The organism is Kluyvera sp. Awk 3 (assembly GCF_028069715.1).
GTDB lineage: Bacteria > Pseudomonadota > Gammaproteobacteria > Enterobacterales > Enterobacteriaceae > Kluyvera > Kluyvera georgiana_A.
Map to the genome: position 1 here is coordinate 1 of NZ_JANEWH010000045.1, position 25,109 is coordinate 25,109.

A 25,109-nucleotide genomic window follows, 5' to 3' on the forward strand; every position below is an offset into this window, starting at 1 on the left:
GTGTTTATCCAGATATTTAAAATTATCCAGAGAGGGAAACACCGCTTTTAGTGCTGTGGGCGTTCTGAAATACCCTTTTGCTAACACATTTCCCAGAGCCACGAGTTCCGTTTTATGTTGCGGAAATTTATCCCCCGCATCTTTCAGTGCTTTCAGTGTTATGAGGTGCATTCTTCATCAGGTCCGTTGACAAATTGGCAATATCATAGCAGGAGTTGCCATTTTGGCAACATTATCTGCCTTAGTGAGTGGCAACGACATTACGTCAAAAACCACCAGGCACAATGGGGGAAGCCTATTTAGAGAGGGGGAAATGTATGATTTGGGAGCACGATTCCAACAGAATGCCGGATAAAGCGGCTACGCCACTATCCGGCATTTTATGCCGTTAACCGTATTAACGACGACGACCTAACTTCACCGCTTTCAGAATCACAAACTTATTATTCGTCGCGATAGTCTCGCAGTTGCCAAAAATCTTCTTCAGTTTGTGGAAGTAGTCGAGGTGACGGTTGGCCACGATATACAGCTCGCCGTTAATCTTCAGGCAGCGGCGGGCGTGGTGGAACATCTCCCAGGCGATATTATCGGTCAGCGCGTGCTTCTGGTGGAACGGCGGGTTGCAGAACACCGCGTTGAAGCGGAATGGCTCGACGCCGGAGAGCGCGTTGTTGATCATAAACTCGCTGCGATCCAGCGCATCCGGCAGGTTCGTCTCCACGTTCAGACGGCTGGAGGCCACTGCCATCGGCGACTCATCAACAAACACCACCTTCACCTGCGGGTTTTTCGCCAGCAGGGTCATGCCCAGTACGCCGTTGCCGCAGCCGAGGTCCACAATCTCCCCTTCCAGGTTTTCCGGCAGGTACTGCATAAAGAAGCGCGCGCCGATATCCAGCCCGGTACGGGAGAAGACGTTCGCGTGGTTGTGGATGGTCCAGTCGGTGCCTTCCAGCTTCCAGCTCAGGGTTTGTGCGGCGTCGGCCAGCGCCGGTTTGGTAAAGGTGCCGTTAATCAGACGCGCCTTTTTCCATGCCAGCGTGGTGGTGGTTGGGCCCAGAACCTTCTCGAACAGTTCCAGCGTCGAGGTGTGGATGTCGCGCGCTTTCGCCCCGGCGATAATGCGCGTTTCTGGCGTCACTACTTCACGCAGCGCGCGCAGCTGCTGCTCCAGCAGCGCCATGGTTTTCGGCAGCTTAATCAGCACCACGCCGGGCGCCTGCGGGTATTCCGCGGTGCTGTCGAGGAACTTGACGTTCGACTCGGCAATGTCGTTGTGGCGCAGGTTTTCACGGGTCGCCAGCTCGCTTAAATAGGAGTCGCCAATGCTGTACGGCGTATGCTCAGCCAACGCACAGGCCAGTGCGCCAAAGGTATCATTCAGGATCAGCACCGGGCCGCTAATTTCGGTATCGTCCAGCTGTTGCAGCAGATATTCATCCGCCGCTTCCCACGCCAGCAGCGGGTTAACGTCGTCCGTCTCCGGGAAACGTTTAAGTGTCAGTGAACGGAAACCGTTGTCTGTGTGGCTCATCGGCCCTCCTGAATGGTAAAATTTCGGCTTATCCCTGAAAAGGGTGCGTGAGTATACACTTTTTATGATTGGCATGGGTGAAGATGAACCAACTAACTTACCTCCAGGGCTACCCGGAACACCTGCTTTCTCAGGTGCGCACGCTGATTGCTGAACAGCGTCTGGGGGCTGTGCTGGAAAAACGCTATCCGGGCGCGCACGATTTCGCCACCGATAAAGCGCTCTGGCAGTACACCCAGGATCTGAAAAGCCAGTATCTACGCAACGCGCCGCCGATCAATAAAGTCATGTACGACAACAAGATCCACGTATTGAAAAACGCGCTGGGGCTACACACCGCGGTGTCGCGCGTACAGGGCGGCAAGCTGAAAGCCAAAGCGGAAATTCGCGTCGCCACCGTTTTCCGTACTGCGCCGGAACCCTTTCTGAAGATGATCGTGGTGCATGAGCTGGCGCATCTGAAAGAAAAAGATCACAACAAAGCGTTCTACCAGCTGTGCTGCCATATGGAGCCGCAGTACCACCAACTGGAGTTTGATACCCGCCTTTGGCTGACGCACCTTTCGTTAAAGGAAACTGCGTAGTCGGGCACTGGCAATGTCATAAAGGCGTGTTACATTGACGACAGAATCCCTTTATGGAGCCTGAAGGCGTTTATGATACGTTTCGCTGTGATTGGAACAAACTGGATCACCCGCCAGTTTGTCGATGCCGCCCATGAGACCGGCAAGTACAAGTTGACCGCCGTCTATTCCCGCAGCCTTGAACAGGCGCAAAGCTTCGCCAATGATTATCCCGTTGAGCACCTCTTTACCTCGTTAGAGGCGATGGCGCAAAGCGACGTTATTGATGCGGTGTATATTGCCAGCCCAAACTCGCTGCACGCGCCGCAAACCGAGCTGTTCTTGCGCCATAAAAAGCACGTCATCTGCGAGAAGCCGCTGGCTTCTAATATTGACGAAGCCGAGCGGGTGATCGCCGCGGCCCGCGAAAATCAGGTGGTGCTGTTCGAAGCGTTCAAAACCGCCAGCCTGCCGAACTTCCAGCAGCTCCAGCAGGCGCTGCCGAAACTCGGGCAGATTCGTAAGGCGTTTATCAACTACTGCCAGTACTCCTCGCGCTACCAGCGCTATCTCGATGGCGAAAACCCAAATACCTTTAACCCGGCCTTCTCCAATGGCTCGATTATGGATATCGGTTTTTACTGCCTGGCCTCCGCCATCGCGCTGTGGGGAGAGCCGCAACAGATTCAGGCTTCAGCCAGCCTGCTGGAGAGCGGCGTGGATGCCCACGGCGTTGTGATGCTGGACTACGGTGACTTCAGCGTAACGCTGCAACACTCGAAAGTCAGCGACTCTACCCTGCCAAGCGAAATTCAGGGAGAAGCGGGCGCGCTGGTGATTGAGAAAATCTCCGAATGCCAGAAAGTCTCCTTCGTGCCGCGCGGCAGTAAAGCGCAGGATCTCAGTCAGCCGCAGCATATTAATACTATGCTGTATGAAGCCGAGGAGTTTGCGCGCCTGGTCGAAAACAACGAAGTTGACCACCCGGGGCTGGAAGTCAGCCGCATCACCGCCAAAGTTCAGACCGAGATTCGTCGCCAGACTGGCGTCGTCTTCCCGGCGGATGCGTAAAGCAACGTAAACGGATATTGTCGGCCATTGACGAAATCAATGGCCTGTCATATTTTGTTACCTGCAAAGGGGAGTAACTTCCTTGTCGGTGGATCGTCATTACGATACGTGAAAACGTATCCGGTCGCCGGGCAACGAAAAAGGAATGCGTCAGCGCATTCTTTTTTTGTTGTAAGTGAGACCTTGCCGGAAGGCGAGGTCTATGCATAAAAAGCAACGGCTATCGTCTTCTGACGTTAGCCGTTTTTTTATGCGTAAGGAAATTTCTATGAATACTGTCGGCACACCGTTGCTCTGGGGCGGATTCGCTGTCGTCGTGGTTATCATGCTGGCCATCGACCTGTTTTTACAGGGGCGTCGCGGCGCTCACACCATGTCCATGAAGCAGGCGGCAAGCTGGTCGCTGGTCTGGGTCACCCTGTCGTTGCTGTTTAACGCCGCGTTCTGGTGGTATCTGGTCCAGACTCAGGGCCGCGCGGTGGCCGACCCTCAGGCGCTGGCGTTCCTCACTGGCTACCTGATCGAGAAATCGCTGGCGGTAGATAACGTCTTCGTCTGGCTGATGCTTTTCAGCTACTTCTCGGTGCCTGCCGCGTTGCAGCGTCGAGTGCTGGTGTACGGCGTTCTGGGCGCGATCGTACTGCGTACCATCATGATCTTCGCCGGTAGCTGGCTGATCTCCCAGTTTGAATGGCTGCTGTACGTTTTCGGCGCGTTTCTGCTGTTTACCGGCATCAAGATGGCTCTGGCGAAAGAAGATGAAGGCGGGATCGGCGATAAACCGCTGGTACGCTGGCTGCGCAGCCACCTACGCATGACTGACAAGATTGAGAACGAACACTTCTTCACGCGTAAAAATGGCATACTGTTCGCCACGCCGCTGCTGCTGGTGCTGATTCTGGTAGAACTGAGCGATGTGATCTTCGCGGTCGACAGTATCCCGGCTATCTTTGCGGTCACTACCGACCCGTTTATCGTACTGACGTCTAACCTTTTCGCCATCCTCGGCCTGCGCGCGATGTACTTCCTGCTGGCAGGCGTGGCGGAGCGCTTCTCGATGCTGAAATACGGCCTGTCGGTGATTCTGGTGTTTATCGGCATTAAGATGTTGATCGTCGATTTCTACCATATCCCTATCTCGGTCTCGCTGGGCGTCGTCGGTGGGATTCTGACATTGACGCTGCTCATCAACGCCTGGGTAAATCACCGTCATGATCTAAAAGAAAAGAAAATGTAAATTCTTTCCCGGCCGAGGAAGCAACGCCGGGACTCGCCCCTTACCGCCCGGGGCTGGCGTAAACGCCTTACCCGGGCCGCTCCATCTTTTGATTGTCGTCACACGTTGTAAATTATTAGTTAAATAATATGACACGTGGCGTAAATTTCAGCATTTTATGCTTCCCCAAACGAAGACTTTCCTTATACTCGATCGAGCAAACATATTTTTACATCCAGACATAAACGTAACAAATAATACGTCACTGGAAAGACACAACTCATCACTTTAAGGAATGCAATGATGACGAAACCTTCCGCATCATCCGGTTTTCTCCGTATTCTGACTCAGGGAAGTCTGGTGAAACAGATCCTGGTTGGGCTGATCCTGGGTATTATCCTGGCCGTAGTCTCCAAACCGGCCGCCATTGCCGCTGGCCTGCTTGGCACGCTGTTCGTTGGCGCACTGAAGGCCGTCGCGCCGGTACTGGTCTTAATGCTGGTGATGGCCTCCATCGCCAACCATCAACAGGGCCAAAAAACCAATATTCGCCCCATCCTGTTCCTCTATCTGCTGGGCACATTTGCCGCGGCATTAACCGCCGTGCTGTTTAGCTTCCTGTTCCCGTCCACCCTGCATTTAAGCGCGGCGGCAGAAGACATTGCGCCACCTTCCGGTATCGTCGAGGTGCTGCGCGGCCTTCTGATGAGCATGGTTTCCAACCCGGTGAATGCGCTGCTGAACGCCAACTACATCGGTATTCTGGTGTGGGCGGTTGGCCTGGGCTTTGCGCTACGCCACGGCAATGAGACCACTAAGAATCTGATCAACGACATCTCTAATGCCGTGACCTTTATGGTGAAACTGGTGATCCGCTTCGCGCCGCTGGGTATCTTCGGTCTGGTCTCTTCCACGCTGGCGACCACCGGCTTTAGCACCCTGTGGGGCTATGCGCAGCTGTTGCTGGTGTTGATTGGCTGTATGCTGCTGGTGGCGCTGGTGATCAACCCGCTGCTGGTGTACTGGAAAATTCGCCGTAACCCGTACCCGCTGGTGATGGCCTGTCTGCGCGAAAGCGGCGTCTACGCCTTCTTCACCCGCAGTTCAGCGGCCAACATTCCGGTGAACATGGCGCTGTGTGAAAAGCTGAATCTGGACAAAGATACCTACTCGGTCTCTATTCCGCTGGGGGCGACCATCAACATGGCCGGTGCGGCGATCACCATCACCGTGCTGACGCTGGCGGCGGTCAACACGCTGGGTATTCCGGTCGATTTACCGACCGCACTGTTGTTAAGCGTGGTGGCTTCTCTGTGTGCCTGCGGGGCTTCCGGCGTGGCGGGCGGCTCACTGCTGCTGATCCCACTGGCCTGCAACATGTTCGGTATCCCTAACGATGTCGCCATGCAGGTCGTGGCCGTGGGCTTTATTATCGGCGTATTGCAGGATTCATGCGAAACCGCGCTGAACTCGTCGACCGACGTTCTGTTCACCGCGGCAGCCTGCCAGGCAGAAGATGCTCGCCTGGAGAAAAACGCGCTCCGTAGCTAATCCCATCTCCCCTCCGCCGTCAGGTGGAGGGTTTTTCTTCCTGTACTTTCTTTTCCACCTTGAACGGGTCGATACCTTTACGCTGCATGCGCCAGAAACGAATGATATTCAGGCCGTTCATCACCAGAAAACTCCCCTCAATCAACGTGCCGCCAATCGAGCCAAGCCAGAAGTTGTGAATCACCCAGCAGGCGGTTGAACACCACATCACGCAGCGTACCGTCAGCCCTTTACAGCGAAACAGCGCCCAGGTACTGGCGACGGTCCCGGCAATCGGCAGCAGCTCCATCGCATGCTGCAATTTGCTGAGGCCGAGGATAAGGGTCAGCGCGATAAACACAAACATCACCCAAATACGGCGCGTATAGACCGAAATGAGGGTACGGATGACGTTGAGTTCAGCGCTCATCCCCGCGGGAAACGCGCCCATCAGAAAGAAGTGCACGCCGATAGTGGCGCTGTAGAGTGAAAGCTGAAACTTGAAGCGTCGTTCGTCGCGGTTGATAAAGGTGGTGATACCGATTAAAAACGCCAGAACGCCCACGCCCTGGGCAAGCCAATACGCAGTCATGGAAGGGGATCCCTGTTAAGCATGCATAAAAAAACGGCGCTTCAGAAGATGAAACGCCGTTTTATCGTATCAGATCACATTTTTATTACAACGTGACGCCGCTCTTAAAGATAGCCAGTTCGCGGAAGTCATTACGCTCGTTGCAGGTCTGCTTGCCGTTAGCGAAGTCGACGATGACATCAACAAACTCTTCCAGCAGTTGCGGCATCGCTTTACCGTGAATCAGTTGGCCCGCGTTGAAGTCGATCCAGTGTTTCTTCTTCTCCGCCAGTTCGCTGTTAGTGGCAATTTTCACCGTCGGCACAAAACCACCGTAAGGCGTACCGCGACCGGTACTGAACAGCACCATATGACAGCCCGCGCCCGCTAAGGCACTGGTCGCCACCGCGTCGTTACCCGGCGCGCTCAGCAGGTTCAGACCCGGCGTTTTCAGGCGTTCGCCGTAACGCAGAACATCAACCACCTTGCTGGAACCCGCTTTCTGAGTACAGCCGAGTGATTTGTCTTCCAGCGTGGTAATACCGCCCGCTTTGTTGCCCGGCGATGGGTTCTCGTAGATCGGCTGGTCGTGGGCAATGAAGTACTGCTTGAAGTCATTGACCATGGTCACCAGCTTGCCGAACGTTTCTTCATCGCGGCAGTGATCCATCAGCAATTGCTCTGCGCCAAACATTTCCGGCACTTCGGTCAGTACCGTGGTACCGCCATTGGCAATCACGTAGTCGGAGAAACGTCCCAGCATCGGGTTGGCGGTAATGCCGGACAGGCCATCGGACCCGCCGCACTCCAGACCAAACTTCAGCTCGCTCAGTTTGCCCGGCTCACGTTTGTCGTTACGCATCACGTTGTACAGCTGATGGAGATGTTCGATCCCCGCTTCCACTTCGTCTTCCTGGTGTTGGCAGACCATAAAGTGAACGCGTTCAGGATCGAACTCGCCAAGGGTTTCGCGGAACGCATCAACCTGGTTGTTTTCGCAGCCCAGGCCCACCACCAGCACGGCACCCGCATTCGGATGGCGCACCATGTTTTGCAGCATGGTGCGGGTGTTGATGTGGTCATCACCCAGCTGTGAGCAGCCGTATGTGTGGCTGAAGAGATGCACGCCGTCGATACCTTCGGCGTCATTCGTCTCTTTCAGAAAACGATTCTGCATCTGGCGTGCCATCGCGTTGACGCAGCCAACTGTCGGCAGGATCCACAGTTCGTTACGCACCCCTACATCACCGTTCGCGCGGCGGTAAATCTGCACGTCGCGATCGGCCGCTTGGGCAACTTCCGCCTGGAAATCAGGGTGGTAGCTATACGTGTCCAGGTCGCTCAGATTCGTGCGCGTGTTGTGAGCGTGAATATGCTCACCCGCCGCCACGTCCACCAGCGTATGACCGATTGGCAAACCGTATTTAATGACGTTTTCACCTTTCGCGATATCGCGTAAAGCGAATTTATGGCCACGAGAGACCGCCTGGCACAGGGTTACTGTCTGCCCATCAACGGTGACTTCGGTTCCTTCAGCCAAATCAGCGAGCGCTACCGCGACGTTATCCAGCGCATGGATCTTGATGTATTGCATACCTTCACCCAGACCTTAGTTCAGTTCAATGCCGAAGTAGTCACGCGCATTGTTAAAGCAAATATTTTTCACCATCTCACCCAGCAGCTGGATGTCGGCAGGCGCTTCGCCCGCGGCAACCCAACGGCCAATCATCTGGCACAGAATACGGCGGAAGTATTCGTGACGGGTGTAAGACAGGAAGCTACGGCTGTCGGTCAGCATACCGACGAAGCGGCTCAGCAGGCCCAGCTGTGCCAGCTGAGTCATCTGACGTTCCATGCCGTCTTTCTGATCGTTGAACCACCAGCCGGAACCGAACTGCATCTTGCCCGGCATACCTTCGCCCTGGAAGTTACCGATCATGGTGCCCAACACTTCGTTATCGCGCGGGTTCAGGCAGTACAGGATGGTTTTCGGCAGCAGATTCTGTTCGTTCTGCTTGCTCAGCAGTTTGGAGAGCTCTTCCGCCATCGGACGGTCGTTGATGGAGTCGAAGCCGACATCCGCGCCCAGCAGTTTGAACTGACGCAGGTTGTTATTACGCAGCGCGCCGATGTGGTACTGCTGTACCCATTCGCGACGTGCGTATTCAGCGCCGAGGAACACCAGCACGGCGGTTTTGAACTGCGCAACTTCGTGCTCGCTGAGGGTTTCACCCGCCAGGCGACGCGCCAGGATGCTGTCCAGCTCCGTTTCGTTGGATTCCGCAAACAGGACAACGTCCAGCGCGTGGTCGGACACTTTACAGCCGTGCGCGGCGAAGTGATCCAGACGCTTGGTCAGCGCGGTTTGCAGGTCGGCGAAACGACGGATTTCAGTGTCAGACACTTCGCCCAGTTTAGCCATATAGTCAGCGAAAGTGGCCTGCTCAATGTTGAAGGCTTTATCCGGGCGCCAGCTCGGCAGTACCTTCACGTCGAAAGAACCGTCTTTTGCAATGGTGGCGTGATGTTCGAGAGAATCGATCGGATCATCGGTGGTGCCGGCCATTTTCACATTCATCTGCTTCATGATGCCGCGCGCGGAGAATTTATCCTGCGCCAGCAGCTCATTGCACTGATCCCAGATTTCATCGGCGGTAGTCGGAGACAGCAGTTTCCCTGTGATACCGAACGGGCGACGCAGTTCCAGGTGGGTCCAGTGGTATAACGGGTTCCCGATAGTGTGCGGTACGGTCGCCGCCCACGCGTCAAACTTCTCGCGATCGGACGCGTCGCCGGTACACAGGCGTTCCGCGACACCGTTGGTACGCATCGCGCGCCACTTGTAGTGGTCGCCTTTCAGCCAGATGTCATACAGGTTTTTAAAACGGTAATCTTCCGCAACCTGCTGCGGCGGCAGGTGGCAATGATAGTCGAAAATCGGCTGGTCTTTTGCGTAGTCGTGGTACAAACGGCGAGCAAATTCGGTGTCTAACAGGAAATCTTCAGTCATAAACGGGGTCATTATCGTCTTCCTCTCAACGAGTGGGTCAGATGTTTATCTGTAATGCCGACAAAGTTATCACACCAATTTCGCCGAACCGAAGATTTTTTCGTGAGTTAGATCAATAAACCTTGACAAAAAATGACAGAAAAATCGCGAAAACGCCCCTGCAAGCCGCGCCACGCCTGGCCTGGCCTATCTACCCCTTAAACTCTATGGAAAATACCTCTTTTGTGACGGTATTCACCTTTTAAAGTTGTATGACAAGTTATCTTGCCCCCCGTCGAAACACATTGAACGACGGAATGTATTTGCGATGGTCGATACTGACACCTGATTGAGCGGTACGGATACCGAATTCAGCACACGTACTTACTGGCAAGTTCGGGCCGTACCGGGGAGCACTTCCACGGTAAGCCCTTCGAGAATGACATCCCCCGGCATAACGGGAAGATGGCTGCAGGACTCGCATTTATAACAACACGATGAGGTTTACATGCGTAAAATTAAAGGATTACGTTGGTACATGATTGCACTGGTGACGATGGGCACCGTGCTGGGTTACCTGACACGTAATACCGTGGCGGCAGCCGCGCCAACGCTGATGGCTGAGCTGCACATTTCCACACAACAATATTCATACATCATCGCTGCTTACTCCGCAGCTTACACCGTGATGCAGCCGGTTGCCGGCTATGTTCTGGATATCCTGGGTACCAAAATCGGTTACGCCTTCTTCGCCGTCGCATGGGCTATCTTCTGTGGCGCAACCGCGCTGGCAGGTAGCTGGGGCGGTCTGGCCGTGGCGCGTGGTGCGGTCGGTGCCGCAGAAGCAGCCATGATTCCTGCGGGCCTGAAGGCCAGCTCTGAGTGGTTCCCGGCGAAAGAGCGCTCTATCGCAGTAGGCTATTTCAACGTCGGTTCTTCTATCGGCGGCATGATTGCTCCGCCGCTGGTGGTATGGGCTATCGTGATGCACAGCTGGCAGATGGCGTTCATCATCTCCGGTGCGCTGAGCTTCATCTGGGCCATGTGCTGGCTGGTGTTCTACAAACACCCGCGCGATCAGAAAAAATTAACTGATGAAGAGCGCGAGTACATCATTGGCGGTCAGGAAGCGGCACACCAGACCAACAACGCGAAGAAAATGTCTCCGTGGCAGATCATTCAGACCCGTCGTTTCTGGGGTATCGCCCTGCCGCGTTTCCTGGCTGAACCAGCATGGGGTACCTTCAACGCCTGGATCCCGCTGTTCATGTTTAAAGTGTACGGCTTCGACCTGAAAGAAATCGCCATGTTTGCGTGGATGCCGATGCTGTTTGCTGACCTCGGCTGCGTTATCGGTGGTTACCTGCCGCCGCTGTTCCAACGCTGGTTCGGCGTGAACCTGATTGTGTCCCGTAAAATGGTGGTTACCATGGGCGCACTGCTGATGATTGGCCCTGGCATGATCGGCCTGTTCACCAGCCCATATATTGCGATTGCTCTGCTGTGCCTCGGCGGCTTCGCTCACCAGTCCCTGTCCGGCGCGCTGATTACGCTCTCTTCTGACGTCTTCGGTCGTAACGAAGTGGCGACCGCGAACGGTCTGACCGGTATGGCGGCGTGGATGGCAAGCACCATGTTTGCCCTGGTGGTGGGTGCGCTGGCTGATACCATCGGCTTCAGCCCGCTGTTCGCCGTACTGGCAATCTTTGACCTGTTAGGCGCGCTGGTTATCTGGACCGTCCTGCAGAACAAGCAGGCTGACGATGGCCAATCCGGCCAGAATCGTCCGGCCCAGCAGGCCACGCAAAACTAATCTGCGACCGAAGTTTGTTTTCGCTCAAGCCGCCTTGATCCAGGCGGCTTTTTTCATGCCAAATTGTGGTGAGTGGCTCGCAAAAGTGGTATAACAAATTCAATCTGCCGTACCCTGCCTGGAGAGTATATGGAAATCGCCGACGCACGTCGCTTATATCAGCAACTTGCCGCTGAGCTGAAAGAACGCATTGAGCAAGGCGTTTACCTTGTGGGCGATAAACTGCCTGCTGAGCGCTTTATTGCCGATGAAAAAAGCGTCAGCCGCACCGTGGTGCGCGAAGCCATCATTATGCTCGAAGTTGAAGGGTACGTTGAAGTTCGCAAAGGCTCCGGCATCCACGTTATCTCCAATCAGCCGAAGCATCATCAGGCGCCGGACGAAAACCTGGAGTTCGCTAACTACGGGCCGTTCGAGCTGCTGCAAGCGCGCCAGCTCATTGAGAGCAACATCGCTGAATTTGCCGCCACCCAAGTCACCAAGCAGGACATCATGAAGCTGATGGAGATCCAGGAAAAAGCGCGCAAAGAGAAATGCTTCCGCGACTCCGAGTGGGATCTCCAGTTCCACGTGCAGGTCGCCCTGGCGACGCAGAACACCGCGCTGGCCGCGATCGTTGAAAAAATGTGGACCCAGCGTGTGCATAACCCGTACTGGAAGAAGCTCCACGACCATATCGACGCCCGAACCGTCGATAACTGGTGCGACGATCACGACCAAATCCTCAAGGCGCTCATTCGCAAAGATCCGCACGCGGCGAAGATTGCCATGTGGCAGCATCTGGAAAACACCAAGCTGATGCTGTTCAACGAAACCAGCGATGATTTCGAGTTCAACGCCGACCGTTACCTGTTCGCCGAAAACCCGGTCGTTCACCTCGATACCGTCGCCATCGGCGGTAAATAAATCGTTCTTTTTTTCGACAAGGCTTGCCTGACTTTCTGTGTGGGTAAGCCTTTGTAAATCCCCTAGCCTCTCTCCGCACGAAACCGCAAAATCAATCTGCAACAAATTGCAATTTCTATGACGTGAAACCACGCCGTTTGTTACAATTGCGTGCATTTTGTCGTTTCGACATTGAGTAAAAGATTATTTCGCCAAAACAGGGACTGTTCAGCGCGTATTTACCGCGATGCTATTAAAATAGAAACAGAGAAGACGTCGCAGCGCGTTCAGGCATTACGTTAATCGATGTACCAGGAATCATGAATGGAACTACTAACCCAACTGTTAAATGCCTTATGGAGCCAGGATTTCGAGACGCTCGCAAATCCCTCGATGATCGGCATGCTCTATTTTGTCTTGTTTATGATCCTGTTTCTGGAAAACGGGCTGCTGCCTGCCGCCTTCCTGCCGGGCGATAGCCTGCTGGTGCTGGTTGGCGTACTCATTGCCAAAGGCGCGATGGGCTTCCCGCAAACGATATTTCTCCTGACGGTCGCCGCCAGCCTCGGCAGCTGGATTGGCTATATCCAGGGCAACTGGCTGGGCAATACGCGTATCGTCCAGAACTGGCTATCGCATCTTCCCGCCCATTATCACCAGCGCGCGCACCATCTGTTCCATAAGCATGGTCTGTCTGCCCTGCTGGTTGGCCGCTTTATCGCTTTTGTCCGCACCCTGCTGCCGACCATCGCCGGGTTGTCCGGGCTCAACAACGCGCGCTTCCAGTTCTTTAACTGGATGAGCGGCCTGCTGTGGGTTTTGATTCTGGTCTCGCTGGGTTTCCTGCTCGGTAAAACGCCTGTCTTCCAGAAATATGAAGACGCGCTGATGTCCTGCCTGATGCTGCTACCGGTAGTGCTGCTGGTCTTTGGACTGTGCGGTTCGTTAATCGTGATGTGGAAGAAAAAATACGGTAATCGAGGATAATCATGGCGTCGAACCGCATTCAGCTTCGCCGGTTTGCATTGAGCCTGAGCATCATGCTGATGTTGTGCATGCTGCTCTGGATGTGGGCCGCGCTGCAGCGTGAAGAGTCCACGCTCGCGATTCGCCCGATTAGCCAGGCCAGCATGCCTGATGGTTTCTCCATCTCGCACCACCTGGATGCCAACGGCATTCGTTTTAAAAGCATTACCCCGCAGAATGACTCGCTGTTGATTACCTTTGAATCCAGCGAGCAAAGCGCAGCGGCGAAGCGCGTGCTGGATAGCACCCTACCGCACGTCTACGTTGTCGCTCTACAGGATGAAGACAACGATCCGCAAAGCTGGCTGTCACGACTGCGTGACACCTCACATCGATTTGGCTAAAAACTTCCAGGAATCTGAATAATTTCACTTACTTTGGTGATTTAGTCTTTTACTTACTATGCTTAGTATTGTGGGTGCCGTCTCGGTACTCACCTACTGGGAAAAGTACATTCCAGATGTACTGTGCAAAATGGAAGATGAATACATGAAATACCGCATCGTACTTGCGCTTACTCTCGCTTGTCTTAGCGCGAGCGCAGCAGCAACATCACTCTGCCAGGAAAAAGAGCAGGACATTCAGCGTGAGATTGGTTATGCCGAGAAGCATAACAATCAGAACCGTATCAACGGCCTTAAAAAGGCGCTGAGCGAGGTGAAAGCCAACTGTACTGATAGCAAGCTTCGCGCCGATCATCAGGAAAAGATCGCTGAGCAGAAGGACGAAATTCGCGAGCGCGAGCAGGATCTGCGAGACGCGAAGCAGAGCGGCGATGCGGAAAAAGTGGCTAAACGCGAGCATAAGCTGCAGGAAGCCAAAAAAGAACTTAACGCGCTGGAATCACGCGCGTATTGAGTGTGTGGAACCCCAACAGGAGAGAGACGATGGCTAAAGATTCAACCTCAGATCAGTTACGTGCAGAGCTGAAAGCCCTGTCAGATACTCTGGAAGAAGTCCTGAACGCTTCCACCGATAAATCCAAAGAAGAGTTGAGCAAACTGCGCAGCAAAGCGGAAAGCGCGCTGAAAGAGAGCCGCGACCGTCTGGGCGAAACGGGCGATGCCATTGCGAAGCAGACCCGCGAAGCGGCGGCGAAAGCCGACGGCTACGTCCGCGAAAACCCGTGGACCGGTGTTGGCATTGGCGCCGCTGTCGGCCTGGTGCTGGGCGTACTGCTGACGCGCCGTTAAGCATGAGTGATTCTCAGCACGCGCAGGGTCCCGGGAAAAACGTCCTCGGCATTGGTCAGCGCATTCTCACCTTGCTGGTTCAGATGGTTGAAACGCGACTCCGCCTGGTGGTCGTCGAGCTGGAAGAGGAGAAAGCCAACCTCATCCAGCTGCTGTTAATGGCAGGGTTAACCCTGCTGTTTACCGCTTTCGGCCTGATGAGCCTGCTGGTGTTGATTATGTGGGCGGTCGACCCGCAGTATCGTTTACACGTGATGATTGCCACCACCGGCACGCTGCTGCTGTTGGCGCTGATTGGCGGCATCTGGACCCTTCGCAAGGCCCGACGTACCACGTTACTGCGACATACGCGCCACGAGCTGGCCAACGACCGCGCCCTTCTTGAGGATGAAGAGCCATGATGAGCCCACGTCAGGAACGGGAACAGCGCAAAGCGTTTCTGCTGCGCCAGATTCAGCAGCAGCGGCTGGATCTCAGCGCAGGTCGCCGCGACTGGCTGGATGTCACACAGGTTTACGATCGCGGCTGGAGCCGTCTCGTCAGTCTGCGCTCGTGGGTGATGGTCGCCAGCAGCGCCATGGCCGTGGTGTCGCTGCGCCACCCTCGCTTCCTGGTGCGCTGGGCGCGACGCGGCATTGGCGTCTGGAGCACCTGGCGAATGGCGAAGAGCCTGCTGCGCAAAGCAGGCTGATTCGGCAGCTTTCTCACAACATAAAGCCCCGTAGACAGCACGCAGATACGGGCTTTTTCTGCTGTTCATACTTTCGATCCTGTCAGCGTTTGCTGTCACAGGACAGGCATTCCTGCTCCCCTCTGTCCGTCACCGCCTCCACCGCCAGACCTCATTGCTCAGATTCTTTGAAGAAGTTCAACAGTTTTCCTTGCTAACAATTGCCATACGTCGCAGTTATATTTCTCTCCATCGACAGCAGCAACGCGCTATCGACGTGTAAATGCTGAATAAATTGGTTTAACTACCCGCAAGGTTCTCTGGAGAGAAAGATGAAAAAATTAGAAGATATCGGTTTCCTGGTTGCTCGTATTCTGATGCCAATTCTGTTTATCACAGCTGGCTGGGGCAAAATCACCGGGTATGCGGGTACACAGCAGTACATGGAAGCGATGGGCGTCCCAGGGTTCCTGCTGCCGCTGACCATCCTGCTTGAGTTTGGCGGCGGTCTGGCAATTCTGTTCGGTTTCCTGACCCGTACCACCGCGCTGTTCACCGCAGGCTTCACCCTGCTGACCGCGTTCATCTTCCACAGCAACTTTGCTGAAGGCATGAACTCGCTGATGTTTATGAAAAACCTGACCATCGCTGGCGGCTACCTGCTGCTGGGTATCACCGGTCCGGGCGCATTCAGCATCGACCGTGTACTGAATAAAAAGTGGTAAGCGCACTATACTGAATGAACAAAAAGCGAGGAGATATCTCCTCGCTTTTGCTATCTGAAGGAGAACATGATGGGACAATTAATCGACGGCGTCTGGCAGGATACCTGGTATGACACCAAATCCACCGGCGGGCGTTTCCAGCGTTCAGTCTCCGCCTTTCGCAACTGGCTAACCGCCGACGGCGAACCGGGCCCGACCGGCAGCGGCGGCTTTGCAGCCGAAAAAGATCGCTATCATCTGTACGTTTCTCTCGCCTGCCCGTGGGCGCACCGCACGCTGATTCTGCGTAAACTGAAAGGGCTGGAGCCGTTTATCTCCGTTTCGGTCGTTCACCCGCTGATGCTGGAAAACGGCTGGACTTTCGACGCTGATTTTCCGGCGGCAACCGGCGATACGCTCTATCAGCATCAGTTTCTGTACCAGCTCTATCAACATGCCGATCCGACCTATTCCGGCCGCGTGACCGTTCCCGTACTGTGGGACAAGAAAAACCAGACCATCGTCAGCAATGAATCCGCTGAAATCATCCGCATGTTTAATACGGCGTTCGATGCGCTCGGCGCGAAAGCGGGCGACTATTATCCGCCCGCGCTGCGTGAGCAAATCGACGAGTTAAACGGCTGGATCTACGACACCGTGAATAACGGCGTCTACAAAGCGGGCTTTGCCACCAGCCAGGCAGCCTATGACGAAGCCGTAGAAAACGTATTTGTCTCGCTCGACCGTCTGGAGAAAATCCTCGGCCAGCAGCGCTACCTGACAGGCAACCAGCTCACTGAAGCTGATATCCGCCTGTGGACCACGCTTATCCGCTTCGATCCGGTGTACGTCACCCACTTCAAGTGCGACAAACACCGCATCAGCGATTATCTGAACCTGCACGGCTTCCTGCGCGATATCTATCAGATGCCGGGCATCGCGGAAACCGTGGATTTTGGCCATATTCGCAACCACTATTTCCGTAGCCACAAAACCATCAATCCGACCGGTATTATTTCGGTAGGCCCGTGGCAGGATCTGGATGAACCGCACGGCCGTGACGAGCGTTTCCGTTAAGCACACCGGGCATCGGTCCTCGATGCCCAATTAATTCACGCCATCAATATTTACCATGTTTTCATTCACGTCTATCCTTAGCTTGATCGCTTTAAAAACAAGTGATTAATGGTCAACTGAGGCAAAAAAATGGATTGGTATCTCAAGGTTCTACGTAATTACATTGGGTTTGGCGGCCGCGCCCGTCGCAAAGAGTATTGGATGTTCGTGCTGGTGAACGTCATTTTCACGCTGGTGTTGGGCGTGGTGGATAAGATGCTTGGCTGGCAGCGTGCTGGCGGTGAAGGGATCCTCACCACCATTTATGGTGTTCTGGTCTTCCTGCCCTGGTGGGCAGTACAGTTCCGCCGTCTGCATGACACCGATCGGTCGGCGTGGTGGCTGTTACTGCTGATCATTCCGGTGATCGGCTGGATCGTCATTCTGATCTTCAACTGTCAGAACGGGACGCCTGGCGACAACCGTTTTGGACCGGATCCGAAACGCTTCTCCTGATCCCGGCCAGGCATAATTCGGGGTTTTGTAGGCCTGATAAGCGCAGCGCCATCGGGCTATTCGGCGTCGATCGCCGGATGGCGGCGTAAACGTCTTATCCGGCCTACAACTCTATTTCGCGGTTAGCAGCTTTTGGATCTCACGCAGGCACCAGGACTTCGCTTCGCCCATGCTGTCGCGCCGCCAGGCCATAATGATGTCAATCTCGCTGGTGTACTCCGGGCTAACTACCCGCAAACGCCCTTCGGCAATATCCTGTTCCACCAGCGGATATGGCATGGTCGCCACGCCCAATCCGGCAAGCAACGCCTGACGTTTTTCTTCCATCGAGGTCACCGTCAGACGCGGCTGCTTATCCAGCAGCTGTACCGTCAGCACCGGGCGCTCGCGCGCGGTATCGGCAATCGCGACGCCGCGATACTTCACGCGCGTCACCTCAGACAGCGGTTCGGCCTCCTGATGAATCGGATGGTCCGGCGCCGCAACGTAAACGTTCATCACCGAATAGAGCTTGCGCGAGTTGATCTCCGTCGAAGAGCGGAAATGCATATCCGGCGCGATGACAATATCCGCCCTTCCCTGCTCCAGACGCTCCCAGGCGCCCGCCAGCACTTCAGTAATTATCGACAGTTGAGTGTTCGACTTGGTCGCCAGTTTCTCCACCAGCGGGAACAGGGTTGGCGTAGGGATCAACGCTTCAGCCACAATGGTGAGGTGCGTTTCCCAGCCGCGCGCCAGCGCTTCGGCATCGGTGGTCAACTTATCCGCCGCTTCCAGCAGCACGCGGCCGCGTTCCAGCAACATGCGCCCAACGTTGGTGAATTTTGTTCGATGACCTGAGCGGTCAAATAACACCACGTCCAGCTCTTCTTCCAGCTTTTGCATGGTGTAGCTTAATGCCGAAGGCACGCGGCCCAGCTCGTCTGCCGCGGCAGCAAAGCTGCCACGCCGGTCGATGGCGTCCATTACTCGTAGTGCTTCCAGCGTCAGTGCTCTTTCTTTAGCCATGGCGTGCTCATTCAGGAAATTTGAACATACCGGGCAGAATATCTGGCTAACAATGCAGCGTCCATACCTTTACCATTGATTTAGTGTAAAGGAGGGTCAAGAAGATGATTACCACAAGAACAGCGAAACAGTGCGGACAAGCAGACTTCGGTTGGCTACAGGCCCGCTATACCTTCTCTTTTGGGCACTACTTCGATCCGAAACTGCTGGGCTATGCCTCTTTGCGCGTGCTGAATCAGGAAGTGCTCGCCCCCGGCGCGGCCTTCCAGCCACGCACCTATCCGAAGGTCGATATTCTGAACCTGATTCTGGAAGGCGAAGCCGAATACCGCGACAACGAAGGCCACCATATTCAGGCCAAAGCCGGTGAGGCGCTGCTGATCGCCACCCAGCCCGGCGTGAGCTATAGCGAACATAATCTGAGTAAAGATAAGTCGTTGACCCGGATGCAAATCTGGCTGGACGCCTGCCCGGAACGTGAAAACGCGCGGGTGCAGAAACTGAAGTTAAAAGAGGCGACGCACCAGCTGTTAGCCTCTCCTGACGGCAGTCAGCACAGCTTACAGCTGCGTCAGCAGGTGTGGCTACACCATATCGAACTGGCAAAAGGCGAGCAGGTGAATCTGCAACTACATGGGCCGCGCGCCTATCTGCAGTCGATTCACGGTACGGTTCACGCACTGGCGCATGACGCGGAGAAACAGGCGTTAACCTGTGGCGATGGCGCCTTTATTCGGGATGAAGCGAATATCACACTTGTTGCCGATACCCCTCTGCGCGCTTTGCTGATAGATTTACCGGTGTAGTTTTTTCAGGATAGCGGAAGTCAAATGAGTAAGCGAAACCATAAAAAGCAGCAAACGGTGAAAGCCGTCGTCATGTCTCAACCGGTTAGCGCGCCAAAAGAGTTTGGCGTTGAAGAGATGCTGAGCGAGTTAGAAGCCATCGTCGCCGAGGCGGAAAACCGCCAGGCAGAAGAGCGAGCGGCCTGAGAAAACGCCCCGGCCTGCACCGGGGCAAACGGCTAGTTCAGCTTGCTGGCCATAATTTGAATCACCTGCCGATCGGTTTGCTGCATCGACTGACAGGCCAGCGCGCAGAGGTTGGATATCGACTGCTCGACGTCGTGCGCCACAATCCCCTCATTGCCGGTGACCGCGGTTTCATCCAGCGCCATCAGCACCGCTTTCCACGCCGACGATACGCTGGTCGATACCTTCATCGCACAGCTGTTTGACGCACCATCGCAGATAATCCCGCTGACATCGCCAATCATGCTGCTGATCGCCATTGAAATAGTGCGATAGCTGCCGTCAATCAGCCAGCAAATCCCCGCGGCCGCGCCCATCGATGCCGTCGTGGCGGCGCAGAGCGCGGACAACATCGGCAGCTGATGGTGGATGTAGATGGCCGTCAGGTGCGAGAGAATCAACCCGCGCGCCATTTTTTCCTGCGAACAGCCCAAATGTTCAGCGACCACCACCACCGGCATGGTGGCGGCAATGCCCTGATTACCAGAACCTGAATTGCTCATGGCCGGCAGGCAGGCTCCGCCCATACGCGCGTCAGATGCGGCCGAGGTGCGGATCATAATGTCGGACAGCAGATCCTTGGCCAACAGACCGCGTTCACGCTGACGCTGGAGCGTCGCGCCAATATGCAGGCCATACTGCGCACGCAGCCCTTCGTGAGAGAGCGCGCTATTGAGCAGCGCCGCGTCGAGAATAAAACTGATATTTTCAAACGGGACCTGCTCAGCAAACTCAACCACCTGCGCCAGCGTGACCTCCGCCAGCGACGAGGTGGATTGCTCTTCCCCGGCGCTGGCGCAGCCGCTGGCATCCAGCAGCGTGACGCCGTTTTTCACGATCCGTACCACTCGGGTATGACCGCCTGCAATCGTCACCGTGGCCGACTCCGCGTCGGTATACACCGTGGCGCTGGCATACAACACATCCTCGCACGGTTCCTGAATCGAGACCGACACCCTACCGCTCGCCAGCAGCGTTTTCCCGGCCGCGATGGCCTCAACCGAGGCGCTTTTTAATACCTCCAGCCCCGCCTGCGGATCGCCGCCTAACGCGCCTACCGCCGCGGCAATCGGTAACCCCACCATGCCGGTCCCCGGCACGGTAACGCCCATGCCGTTTTTCATCAGGTTGGGAGAGACTTTGGCGTCAATATGAGTCACCCTTCCCGCCAGATGCGAGGCGGCAATCGCGCTGGCCAGAGCCAGCGACACCGGCTCGGTACAGCCCATCGCAGGCTTCACATTTTGTTTAACCGCTTGAATCAGGGTATCCCACAGCGGATTCATCGTTACTTCAACCATCTTAACCATCCAAAATCAGGAGAATGCCAGGAACGGAGAGACGCAGAGCAGCAGGCCAGTGATGATAATGATCACCAGCGAGGCCCCTTTGTATTTATGCAGCGCCGGAACTTTGTAAACCAGCCAGGCAGGAATCAGACAACCCACCATGCCGAAGATAGGGCTGCAAATGGAAGTGAAGCTCAGCACTGGCGCATTCAGCACGATCGCGCTCCAGGCCAGCAGGATGGCGAAGATCATGATCCCACGCTGTACCAGCTTCTCATTGATCTTTTCCATCGGCATTTTACGACGCAGCAGGTTAATCACGATCCCTTGCGTCGCCTCGCGAAAGCCGAGGTAGACGCCAAAGAACGCGGTCATCACCGCAAAAATGTTGAGAATCACGCTCACCACGGTGACCCAGGCACCGGTGCTACCGTTGATGAACTGCGCGGCAATCGCCAGCGCGGAGATATTTTGCTCGTAGGCTTTAACCGCTTCGTCGTGTCCCATTGCCAGCGTGAAGGACACGGCATAGAAAAAGACGACGACAAACAGAATGCCGAAGGCAATGTTCATCGCCCGCAGCGCTTTATGACGCGCCACTTCGCGGGATTTTTCCTTCGAGCGGTAAGAGATAACCATCGGGCTGAGCGTCTGAATAAACAGGATAGATGTCAGCGTAAACGGCAGCGTGATGATCGCGTTTTTCACCAGCAGGCCCATCGGCGGTAGCGTACCGGCGTTGTACAGGTGCCACATCCCCACCATCGACACGCCCAACGCCGCCACCACCAACAGCTTGGTTAGCACCATAAAGCTGGAAACTTTAAACAGCAGTTTCTCACCGCGCGAAGAGATTGCGACCAGCACGCAGATCAGCACCAGACCATAGAACGGGTTTTCCGACAGCAGACCATCGGTGACGCCGAAGGTATGCAAATAAGAGGCGCTGTCGTTGGTGATGGCCGTGGAGTAAACAAACATCCAGATCACCAACATAATGAAGTACAGCGCGCCGAGTAAAATCCCCCAGTTTTTTCCCAGGTAGCCGCTGATCACGCTCGGGTAGTCTTTACACTCCGGCGACTCGGCCAGGGTGTTGATAAACAGTCGCTGAAACAGGTACATGGCCGGATAGCCGACGATGGAGGAGAGCAGGAAGACCCACAGGCCCATCAGCCCTACCTGCACGGGTAAAAAGACGATGCCCGCGCCGATAGCCATCCCAATGCTCATGATGACCCAACCCACGTCGGTACTGTCGAACTTTATTGCTGCCTGCCATTCACTTTCTGACATGCCCGCTCGTGCGGCCGCCGCCGAGGTGTGCGTCGGTGAAACTGAGATTGTTTCCATAACAAATTCTCACTCTTGGTGTGTAGGGTTTATTGTTCTGATACAGATTGATATTTCAAAAAAACAAATCATCACAGGCTTATTCACTGCTTTTTCCTGGAGTGTGAAGATCATAGCGCGGGTTAAGGAGAAAAAACTTGCAACTCTTTGCCCGGAAAAAAGCGATAAGGAGAAATTCATGCCATGAATAGCGAGAAATCAGCCAGCTTATTTCTCTTTTTACGAACAATGGAGGAGAAAACATATTTTTCCATGCCGCAGAATTTTATAACAAACTGTTTTTTAATGATATTTTGAGAATTCTCTATTCCCTTACCCCAACAACGTAAAGGGATTTTGTGAACCCGGACAACAAAGAATGTTAATGAAATGTGACGCCGGATTAAGACAAAAAATGAGGGCTATCACAACATCAGGCCATTTCAGTTAATAACTCTATTTTTTGTATGGATATAGTAAACAATCAGAAGATTTCGCTAACAAAATGGGGAAGTTACTGGAGCGATCGCTGAGGGATAAAAAAGCAAAACCCCGCCGAAGCGGGGTTTTTTAAGAGGTGAAACTGACCGATAAGCCGGGTTCTGTCGTGGACAGTCATTCATCTAGGCCAGCAATCGCTCACTGGCTCAAGCAGCCTACCCGGGTTCAGTACGGGCCGTACCTTATGAACCCCTATTTGGCCTTGCTCCGGGTGGAGTTTACCGTGCCACGGACTGTTACCAGCCGCGCGGTGCGCTCTTACCGCACCCTTTCACCCTTACCTGATCCCGCTTGCGCGGGCCATCGGCGGTTTGCTCTCTGTTGCACTGGTCGTGGGCTGTTACACCCCCCAGGCGTTACCTGGCACCTTGCCCTATGGAGCCCGGACTTTCCTCCCCTCCGCCCGTCTCCCCCGAAGAGGACGACGACGAAGCGGCGACTGTCTGGTCAGCTTCGGCGCGCAGTATAGAGGGTTTGCGCGCCGATGTCACCTTTCCGTCAGCATTCCCACCCGCAGGGTGGCGGCAATGTTACGGGAGGTGAGATAAATATTGTCCGCCGCATCGCGGAACGCCTCTTCCAGCGAGCCAATGCGGTTCAGTACGCTGAAGACCGAATCAATGCCGTACTGATGTACCACGCCAACGTCGCGAGTCAGGCTACCGGCAATGCCGATCACCGGCTTATGGTATTTTTTTGCCACGCTGGCCACGCCCACCGGCACTTTGCCGTGAATGCTCTGACTATCGAGTCGCCCTTCGCCGGTCACCACCAGCGTGCAGTCGTGAATATGTTCTTCCAGATTCAGCGCCTGGGTGACGATCTCAATTCCGCTGCGCAACTCCGCGCCAAGAAATGCCATCAGCGCCGCGCCCATGCCGCCTGCGGCCCCGGAGCCAGGCACGTCTTTCACATCGACCCGTAGCGATTTTTGAATCACCTCGGCAAAGTGCGCCAGGTTACGGTCCAGTTCGGCAATCATCTCTGCCGTCGCCCCTTTCTGCGGCCCAAAAATGCAGGACGCGCCAAACGGCCCGGTCAGCGGGTTAGTCACATCGCAGGCAACGCGGATTGTGCAGGTCTGTAGACGCGCATCCAGCCCGGCAATATCAATATGATTGAGGCTCATCAGACTGCCGCCGCCAAAGCCTATCGCCTTCCCGTTGGCATCGCACAACTTTGCTCCCAGCGCCTGAACCATGCCGGCGCCGCCGTCGTTGGTCGCGCTGCCGCCAATGCCGATAATGATGTTCTTCACCCCGCTTTCCAACGCCTGGAGAATCAGCTCCCCGGTACCGTAAGAGGTGGTAATCAAAGGGTTGCGTCGTTCCGCGGGCACCAGCGCGAGGCCGCTGGCAGCAGCCATTTCGATAAACGCCGTACCGCCGTCGCCCGAAATTCCCCACTGTGCCGTAACGACATCGCCAAGCGGGCCGGTGACGGTCGATGTCATCGCGCGCCCCTGCGTCGCCGCAATCATCGCCTCAACCGTTCCTTCTCCACCGTCGGCGACCGGGACGGACACAAACTGCGCTTCCGGAAAGATTTCCCGAAATCCTTTTTCTATCGCCAGTGCTACCTCGGTGGCAGAAAGGCTTTCTTTATAAGAGTCTGGGGCGATTACGATTTTCATATCTGAGCCTATTAGCGCGCGACGCCGGATGACGCATCACCGTTCCGGCCTACCTTGTGAGCCCGACGCCGTCGGGCCCAACGTCCTTAGCGAGTCACTTCCACTTTCGCCAGTTTTTCGTAGTAGCAGGCCAGCGCGCTATGGTCGGCAGTACCCAGACCATCGGCACGCAGCGCCTGCATCATTTCCATCACCGCCGCCGTCAACGGGAGCTGCGCGCCCACGCCGTGGGAGGTGTCCAGCGCGTTGGCCAGATCTTTAATGTGCAGGTCGATACGAAAACCCGGCTTGAAGTTTCTGTCCATGACCATCGGCGCTTTGGCATCCAGCACGGTGCTGCCCGCCAGGCCGCCGCGAATCGCCTGATAGACCAGATCCGGGTTCACGCCCGCTTTGGTCGCCAGCGTCAGCGCTTCCGACATCGCCGCGATATTCAGCGCGACAATCACCTGGTTTGCCAGCTTGGTGACGTTGCCCGCACCGATTTCACCGGTGTGAACCACTGAACCCGCCATCGCTTTCATCAGGTCGTAGTACTTGTCGAAAATCGCTTTATCGCCGCCCACCATCACCGACAGCGTGCCATCAATCGCCTTCGGCTCGCCGCCGCTGACCGGCGCATCCAACATATCAATCCCCTTCGCCTTCAGCGCATCGCTGATTTCACGGCTTGCCAGCGGCGCAATAGAACTCATATCAATCAATACGGTGCCCGGCTTCGCGCCTTCGATAATGCCGTTTTCACCCAGCGCCACTTCTTTGACGTGCGGCGAGTTTGGCAGCATGGTGATGATCACGTCACACTGCTCGGCAATCGCTTTTGGCGTGGTCGCGGTTTCCGCGCCCGCCGCAATCACTTCGGCAATCGTTTCAGAATTACGGTCAGCAACCACCAGTGAGTAGCCCGCTTTCAGCAGGTTTTTGCTCATCGGTTTGCCCATGATACCCAGACCAATAAAACCAACTTTCATCGTCATT

General features: G+C 55.2%; 26 protein-coding genes, 1 other RNA gene and 1 pseudogene. 17 read left to right on the forward strand and 11 right to left on the reverse strand.

Annotation, left to right across the window (positions count from 1 at the left end; genetic code table 11):
• Positions 1-171, reverse strand: a pseudogene (locus tag NNN71_RS11365) (type II toxin-antitoxin system toxin HigB); the annotation flags it as partial.
• A gap of 226 nt (positions 172-397) precedes the next feature.
• Positions 398-1,534 carry a 23S rRNA (guanine(1835)-N(2))-methyltransferase RlmG gene (gene rlmG / locus NNN71_RS11370; protein WP_271458523.1) on the reverse strand — a complete coding sequence of 379 codons (1,137 nt, stop codon included), beginning with the start codon at positions 1,532-1,534 and terminating at the stop codon, positions 398-400.
• 83 nt (positions 1,535-1,617) lie between these two features.
• Here rlmG and NNN71_RS11375 point away from each other — a divergent pair, with 83 nt between their 5' ends.
• The 4 genes from NNN71_RS11375 to sstT all read left to right on the forward strand — a co-directional run bounded on the left by NNN71_RS11375 (position 1,618) and on the right by sstT (position 5,935).
• The gene (locus NNN71_RS11375) at positions 1,618-2,118 is read left to right on the forward strand and encodes a M48 metallopeptidase family protein (protein ID WP_064542149.1); all 501 of its coding nucleotides are present in this window, start codon (positions 1,618-1,620) and stop codon (positions 2,116-2,118) included.
• A gap of 72 nt (positions 2,119-2,190) precedes the next feature.
• On the forward strand, positions 2,191-3,168 hold the full coding sequence (locus tag NNN71_RS11380) for a Gfo/Idh/MocA family protein (protein WP_163447848.1): 978 nt from the start codon (positions 2,191-2,193) through the stop codon (positions 3,166-3,168).
• A 268-nt stretch (positions 3,169-3,436) separates the two neighbouring features.
• On the forward strand, positions 3,437-4,405 hold the full coding sequence (locus NNN71_RS11385; protein ID WP_271458524.1) for a TerC family protein: 969 nt from the start codon (positions 3,437-3,439) through the stop codon (positions 4,403-4,405).
• Positions 4,406-4,687: 282 nt separating this feature from the next.
• Entirely contained in the window at positions 4,688-5,935 is a 1,248-nt protein-coding gene (gene sstT / locus NNN71_RS11390; RefSeq protein ID WP_411908118.1) for a serine/threonine transporter SstT, read from the forward strand.
• Positions 5,936-5,954: 19 nt separating this feature from the next.
• Here the strand turns inward: sstT and NNN71_RS11395 are convergent, their stop codons facing one another.
• From NNN71_RS11395 to uxaC, 3 genes are all read right to left on the reverse strand, one after another.
• A complete protein-coding gene (locus NNN71_RS11395) occupies positions 5,955-6,506 on the reverse strand; it encodes a YgjV family protein (protein ID WP_271458525.1) in 552 nt (183 codons plus the stop codon).
• 85 nt (positions 6,507-6,591) lie between these two features.
• The gene (locus NNN71_RS11400) at positions 6,592-8,079 is read right to left on the reverse strand and encodes a UxaA family hydrolase (RefSeq protein ID WP_271458526.1); all 1,488 of its coding nucleotides are present in this window, start codon (positions 8,077-8,079) and stop codon (positions 6,592-6,594) included.
• 15 nt (positions 8,080-8,094) lie between these two features.
• A complete protein-coding gene (gene uxaC, locus NNN71_RS11405) occupies positions 8,095-9,507 on the reverse strand; it encodes a glucuronate isomerase (protein WP_271458527.1) in 1,413 nt (470 codons plus the stop codon).
• A 475-nt stretch (positions 9,508-9,982) separates the two neighbouring features.
• Between uxaC and NNN71_RS11410 the strand changes: the two genes are divergently transcribed.
• The 11 genes from NNN71_RS11410 to NNN71_RS11460 all read left to right on the forward strand — a co-directional run bounded on the left by NNN71_RS11410 (position 9,983) and on the right by NNN71_RS11460 (position 17,337).
• Positions 9,983-11,287, forward strand: a complete 1,305-nt coding sequence (locus NNN71_RS11410) for an MFS transporter (RefSeq protein WP_064542128.1) — start codon at positions 9,983-9,985, stop codon at positions 11,285-11,287.
• A gap of 129 nt (positions 11,288-11,416) precedes the next feature.
• On the forward strand, positions 11,417-12,193 hold the full coding sequence (gene exuR / locus NNN71_RS11415) for a transcriptional regulator ExuR (RefSeq protein WP_163447842.1): 777 nt from the start codon (positions 11,417-11,419) through the stop codon (positions 12,191-12,193).
• 303 nt (positions 12,194-12,496) lie between these two features.
• The gene (gene yqjA, locus NNN71_RS11420) at positions 12,497-13,159 is read left to right on the forward strand and encodes a DedA family general envelope maintenance protein YqjA (protein ID WP_064542121.1); all 663 of its coding nucleotides are present in this window, start codon (positions 12,497-12,499) and stop codon (positions 13,157-13,159) included.
• Between the two features lie 2 nt (positions 13,160-13,161).
• Positions 13,162-13,542 carry an EnvZ/OmpR regulon moderator MzrA gene (gene mzrA, locus NNN71_RS11425; protein WP_167574982.1) on the forward strand — a complete coding sequence of 127 codons (381 nt, stop codon included), beginning with the start codon at positions 13,162-13,164 and terminating at the stop codon, positions 13,540-13,542.
• 145 nt (positions 13,543-13,687) lie between these two features.
• Positions 13,688-14,056 (forward strand): DUF1090 domain-containing protein, encoded by a 369-nt coding sequence (locus NNN71_RS11430; RefSeq protein WP_167574981.1) that lies wholly within the window; start codon positions 13,688-13,690, stop codon positions 14,054-14,056.
• Between the two features lie 29 nt (positions 14,057-14,085).
• Positions 14,086-14,391, forward strand: coding sequence for a DUF883 family protein (locus NNN71_RS11435; protein WP_064542116.1), 306 nt, complete (start codon positions 14,086-14,088; stop codon positions 14,389-14,391).
• Positions 14,392-14,393: 2 nt separating this feature from the next.
• Positions 14,394-14,792, forward strand: coding sequence for a phage holin family protein (locus tag NNN71_RS11440; protein ID WP_163447840.1), 399 nt, complete (start codon positions 14,394-14,396; stop codon positions 14,790-14,792).
• Positions 14,792-15,082, forward strand: coding sequence for a YqjK-like family protein (locus NNN71_RS11445; protein ID WP_064542524.1), 291 nt, complete (start codon positions 14,792-14,794; stop codon positions 15,080-15,082). Before NNN71_RS11440 ends, NNN71_RS11445 begins: the two co-directional genes overlap by 1 nt.
• A 311-nt stretch (positions 15,083-15,393) precedes the next feature.
• Positions 15,394-15,786, forward strand: a complete 393-nt coding sequence (locus NNN71_RS11450; protein WP_064542109.1) for a DoxX family protein — start codon at positions 15,394-15,396, stop codon at positions 15,784-15,786.
• Positions 15,787-15,855: 69 nt separating this feature from the next.
• Positions 15,856-16,842 carry a glutathione S-transferase family protein gene (locus NNN71_RS11455; RefSeq protein WP_163447885.1) on the forward strand — a complete coding sequence of 329 codons (987 nt, stop codon included), beginning with the start codon at positions 15,856-15,858 and terminating at the stop codon, positions 16,840-16,842.
• Positions 16,843-16,971: 129 nt separating this feature from the next.
• Positions 16,972-17,337 carry a DUF805 domain-containing protein gene (locus NNN71_RS11460; RefSeq protein WP_064542103.1) on the forward strand — a complete coding sequence of 122 codons (366 nt, stop codon included), beginning with the start codon at positions 16,972-16,974 and terminating at the stop codon, positions 17,335-17,337.
• 111 nt (positions 17,338-17,448) lie between these two features.
• On the opposite strand, the gene NNN71_RS11465 is transcribed toward NNN71_RS11460, so the two are convergent.
• Positions 17,449-18,345 carry a LysR family transcriptional regulator gene (locus tag NNN71_RS11465; RefSeq protein ID WP_065356113.1) on the reverse strand — a complete coding sequence of 299 codons (897 nt, stop codon included), beginning with the start codon at positions 18,343-18,345 and terminating at the stop codon, positions 17,449-17,451.
• Positions 18,346-18,449: 104 nt separating this feature from the next.
• Here NNN71_RS11465 and NNN71_RS11470 point away from each other — a divergent pair, with 104 nt between their 5' ends.
• Positions 18,450-19,151, forward strand: a complete 702-nt coding sequence (locus NNN71_RS11470) for a pirin family protein (protein WP_163447839.1) — start codon at positions 18,450-18,452, stop codon at positions 19,149-19,151.
• A 24-nt stretch (positions 19,152-19,175) separates the two neighbouring features.
• Positions 19,176-19,337 (forward strand): hypothetical protein, encoded by a 162-nt coding sequence (locus NNN71_RS11475; protein WP_163447838.1) that lies wholly within the window; start codon positions 19,176-19,178, stop codon positions 19,335-19,337.
• Between the two features lie 32 nt (positions 19,338-19,369).
• Here NNN71_RS11475 and NNN71_RS11480 read toward each other — a convergent pair whose 3' ends face one another.
• From NNN71_RS11480 to garR, 5 genes are all read right to left on the reverse strand, one after another.
• Entirely contained in the window at positions 19,370-20,677 is a 1,308-nt protein-coding gene (locus NNN71_RS11480) for an L-cysteine desulfidase family protein (RefSeq protein ID WP_271458528.1), read from the reverse strand.
• Between the two features lie 15 nt (positions 20,678-20,692).
• On the reverse strand, positions 20,693-22,018 hold the full coding sequence (locus tag NNN71_RS11485) for an amino acid permease (RefSeq protein WP_163447836.1): 1,326 nt from the start codon (positions 22,016-22,018) through the stop codon (positions 20,693-20,695).
• 554 nt (positions 22,019-22,572) lie between these two features.
• Positions 22,573-22,953: RNase P RNA component class A (gene rnpB / locus NNN71_RS11490), an RNA gene on the reverse strand.
• 32 nt (positions 22,954-22,985) lie between these two features.
• Positions 22,986-24,131: a glycerate 2-kinase gene (garK, locus tag NNN71_RS11495; protein WP_223803807.1), complete on the reverse strand. Its 1,146-nt coding sequence runs from the start codon at positions 24,129-24,131 to the stop codon at positions 22,986-22,988.
• An 86-nt stretch (positions 24,132-24,217) separates the two neighbouring features.
• Complete coding sequence (gene garR, locus NNN71_RS11500) at positions 24,218-25,108, reverse strand: 2-hydroxy-3-oxopropionate reductase (protein ID WP_191091025.1); 891 nt, start codon at positions 25,106-25,108, stop codon at positions 24,218-24,220.
• Position 25,109 lies beyond the last annotated feature (1 nt).

What these genes read in the sequence shown, in the direction of transcription:
- rlmG (WP_271458523.1), bottom strand. Translation starts at nt 1,534, where the DNA reads ATGAGCCACACAGACAACGGTTTCCGTTCACTGACACTTAAACGTTTC.
- NNN71_RS11375 (WP_064542149.1), top strand. Translation starts at nt 1,618, where the DNA reads ATGAACCAACTAACTTACCTCCAGGGCTACCCGGAACACCTGCTTTCT.
- NNN71_RS11380 (WP_163447848.1), top strand. Translation starts at nt 2,191, where the DNA reads ATGATACGTTTCGCTGTGATTGGAACAAACTGGATCACCCGCCAGTTT.
- NNN71_RS11385 (WP_271458524.1), top strand. Translation starts at nt 3,437, where the DNA reads ATGAATACTGTCGGCACACCGTTGCTCTGGGGCGGATTCGCTGTCGTC.
- sstT (WP_411908118.1), top strand. Translation starts at nt 4,688, where the DNA reads ATGACGAAACCTTCCGCATCATCCGGTTTTCTCCGTATTCTGACTCAG.
- NNN71_RS11395 (WP_271458525.1), bottom strand. Translation starts at nt 6,506, where the DNA reads ATGACTGCGTATTGGCTTGCCCAGGGCGTGGGCGTTCTGGCGTTTTTA.
- NNN71_RS11400 (WP_271458526.1), bottom strand. Translation starts at nt 8,079, where the DNA reads ATGCAATACATCAAGATCCATGCGCTGGATAACGTCGCGGTAGCGCTC.
- uxaC (WP_271458527.1), bottom strand. Translation starts at nt 9,507, where the DNA reads ATGACCCCGTTTATGACTGAAGATTTCCTGTTAGACACCGAATTTGCT.
- NNN71_RS11410 (WP_064542128.1), top strand. Translation starts at nt 9,983, where the DNA reads ATGCGTAAAATTAAAGGATTACGTTGGTACATGATTGCACTGGTGACG.
- exuR (WP_163447842.1), top strand. Translation starts at nt 11,417, where the DNA reads ATGGAAATCGCCGACGCACGTCGCTTATATCAGCAACTTGCCGCTGAG.
- yqjA (WP_064542121.1), top strand. Translation starts at nt 12,497, where the DNA reads ATGGAACTACTAACCCAACTGTTAAATGCCTTATGGAGCCAGGATTTC.
- mzrA (WP_167574982.1), top strand. Translation starts at nt 13,162, where the DNA reads ATGGCGTCGAACCGCATTCAGCTTCGCCGGTTTGCATTGAGCCTGAGC.
- NNN71_RS11430 (WP_167574981.1), top strand. Translation starts at nt 13,688, where the DNA reads ATGAAATACCGCATCGTACTTGCGCTTACTCTCGCTTGTCTTAGCGCG.
- NNN71_RS11435 (WP_064542116.1), top strand. Translation starts at nt 14,086, where the DNA reads ATGGCTAAAGATTCAACCTCAGATCAGTTACGTGCAGAGCTGAAAGCC.
- NNN71_RS11440 (WP_163447840.1), top strand. Translation starts at nt 14,394, where the DNA reads ATGAGTGATTCTCAGCACGCGCAGGGTCCCGGGAAAAACGTCCTCGGC.
- NNN71_RS11445 (WP_064542524.1), top strand. Translation starts at nt 14,792, where the DNA reads ATGAGCCCACGTCAGGAACGGGAACAGCGCAAAGCGTTTCTGCTGCGC.
- NNN71_RS11450 (WP_064542109.1), top strand. Translation starts at nt 15,394, where the DNA reads ATGAAAAAATTAGAAGATATCGGTTTCCTGGTTGCTCGTATTCTGATG.
- NNN71_RS11455 (WP_163447885.1), top strand. Translation starts at nt 15,856, where the DNA reads ATGGGACAATTAATCGACGGCGTCTGGCAGGATACCTGGTATGACACC.
- NNN71_RS11460 (WP_064542103.1), top strand. Translation starts at nt 16,972, where the DNA reads ATGGATTGGTATCTCAAGGTTCTACGTAATTACATTGGGTTTGGCGGC.
- NNN71_RS11465 (WP_065356113.1), bottom strand. Translation starts at nt 18,345, where the DNA reads ATGGCTAAAGAAAGAGCACTGACGCTGGAAGCACTACGAGTAATGGAC.
- NNN71_RS11470 (WP_163447839.1), top strand. Translation starts at nt 18,450, where the DNA reads ATGATTACCACAAGAACAGCGAAACAGTGCGGACAAGCAGACTTCGGT.
- NNN71_RS11475 (WP_163447838.1), top strand. Translation starts at nt 19,176, where the DNA reads ATGAGTAAGCGAAACCATAAAAAGCAGCAAACGGTGAAAGCCGTCGTC.
- NNN71_RS11480 (WP_271458528.1), bottom strand. Translation starts at nt 20,677, where the DNA reads ATGGTTGAAGTAACGATGAATCCGCTGTGGGATACCCTGATTCAAGCG.
- NNN71_RS11485 (WP_163447836.1), bottom strand. Translation starts at nt 22,018, where the DNA reads ATGGAAACAATCTCAGTTTCACCGACGCACACCTCGGCGGCGGCCGCA.
- garK (WP_223803807.1), bottom strand. Translation starts at nt 24,131, where the DNA reads ATGAAAATCGTAATCGCCCCAGACTCTTATAAAGAAAGCCTTTCTGCC.
- garR (WP_191091025.1), bottom strand. Translation starts at nt 25,108, where the DNA reads ATGACGATGAAAGTTGGTTTTATTGGTCTGGGTATCATGGGCAAACCG.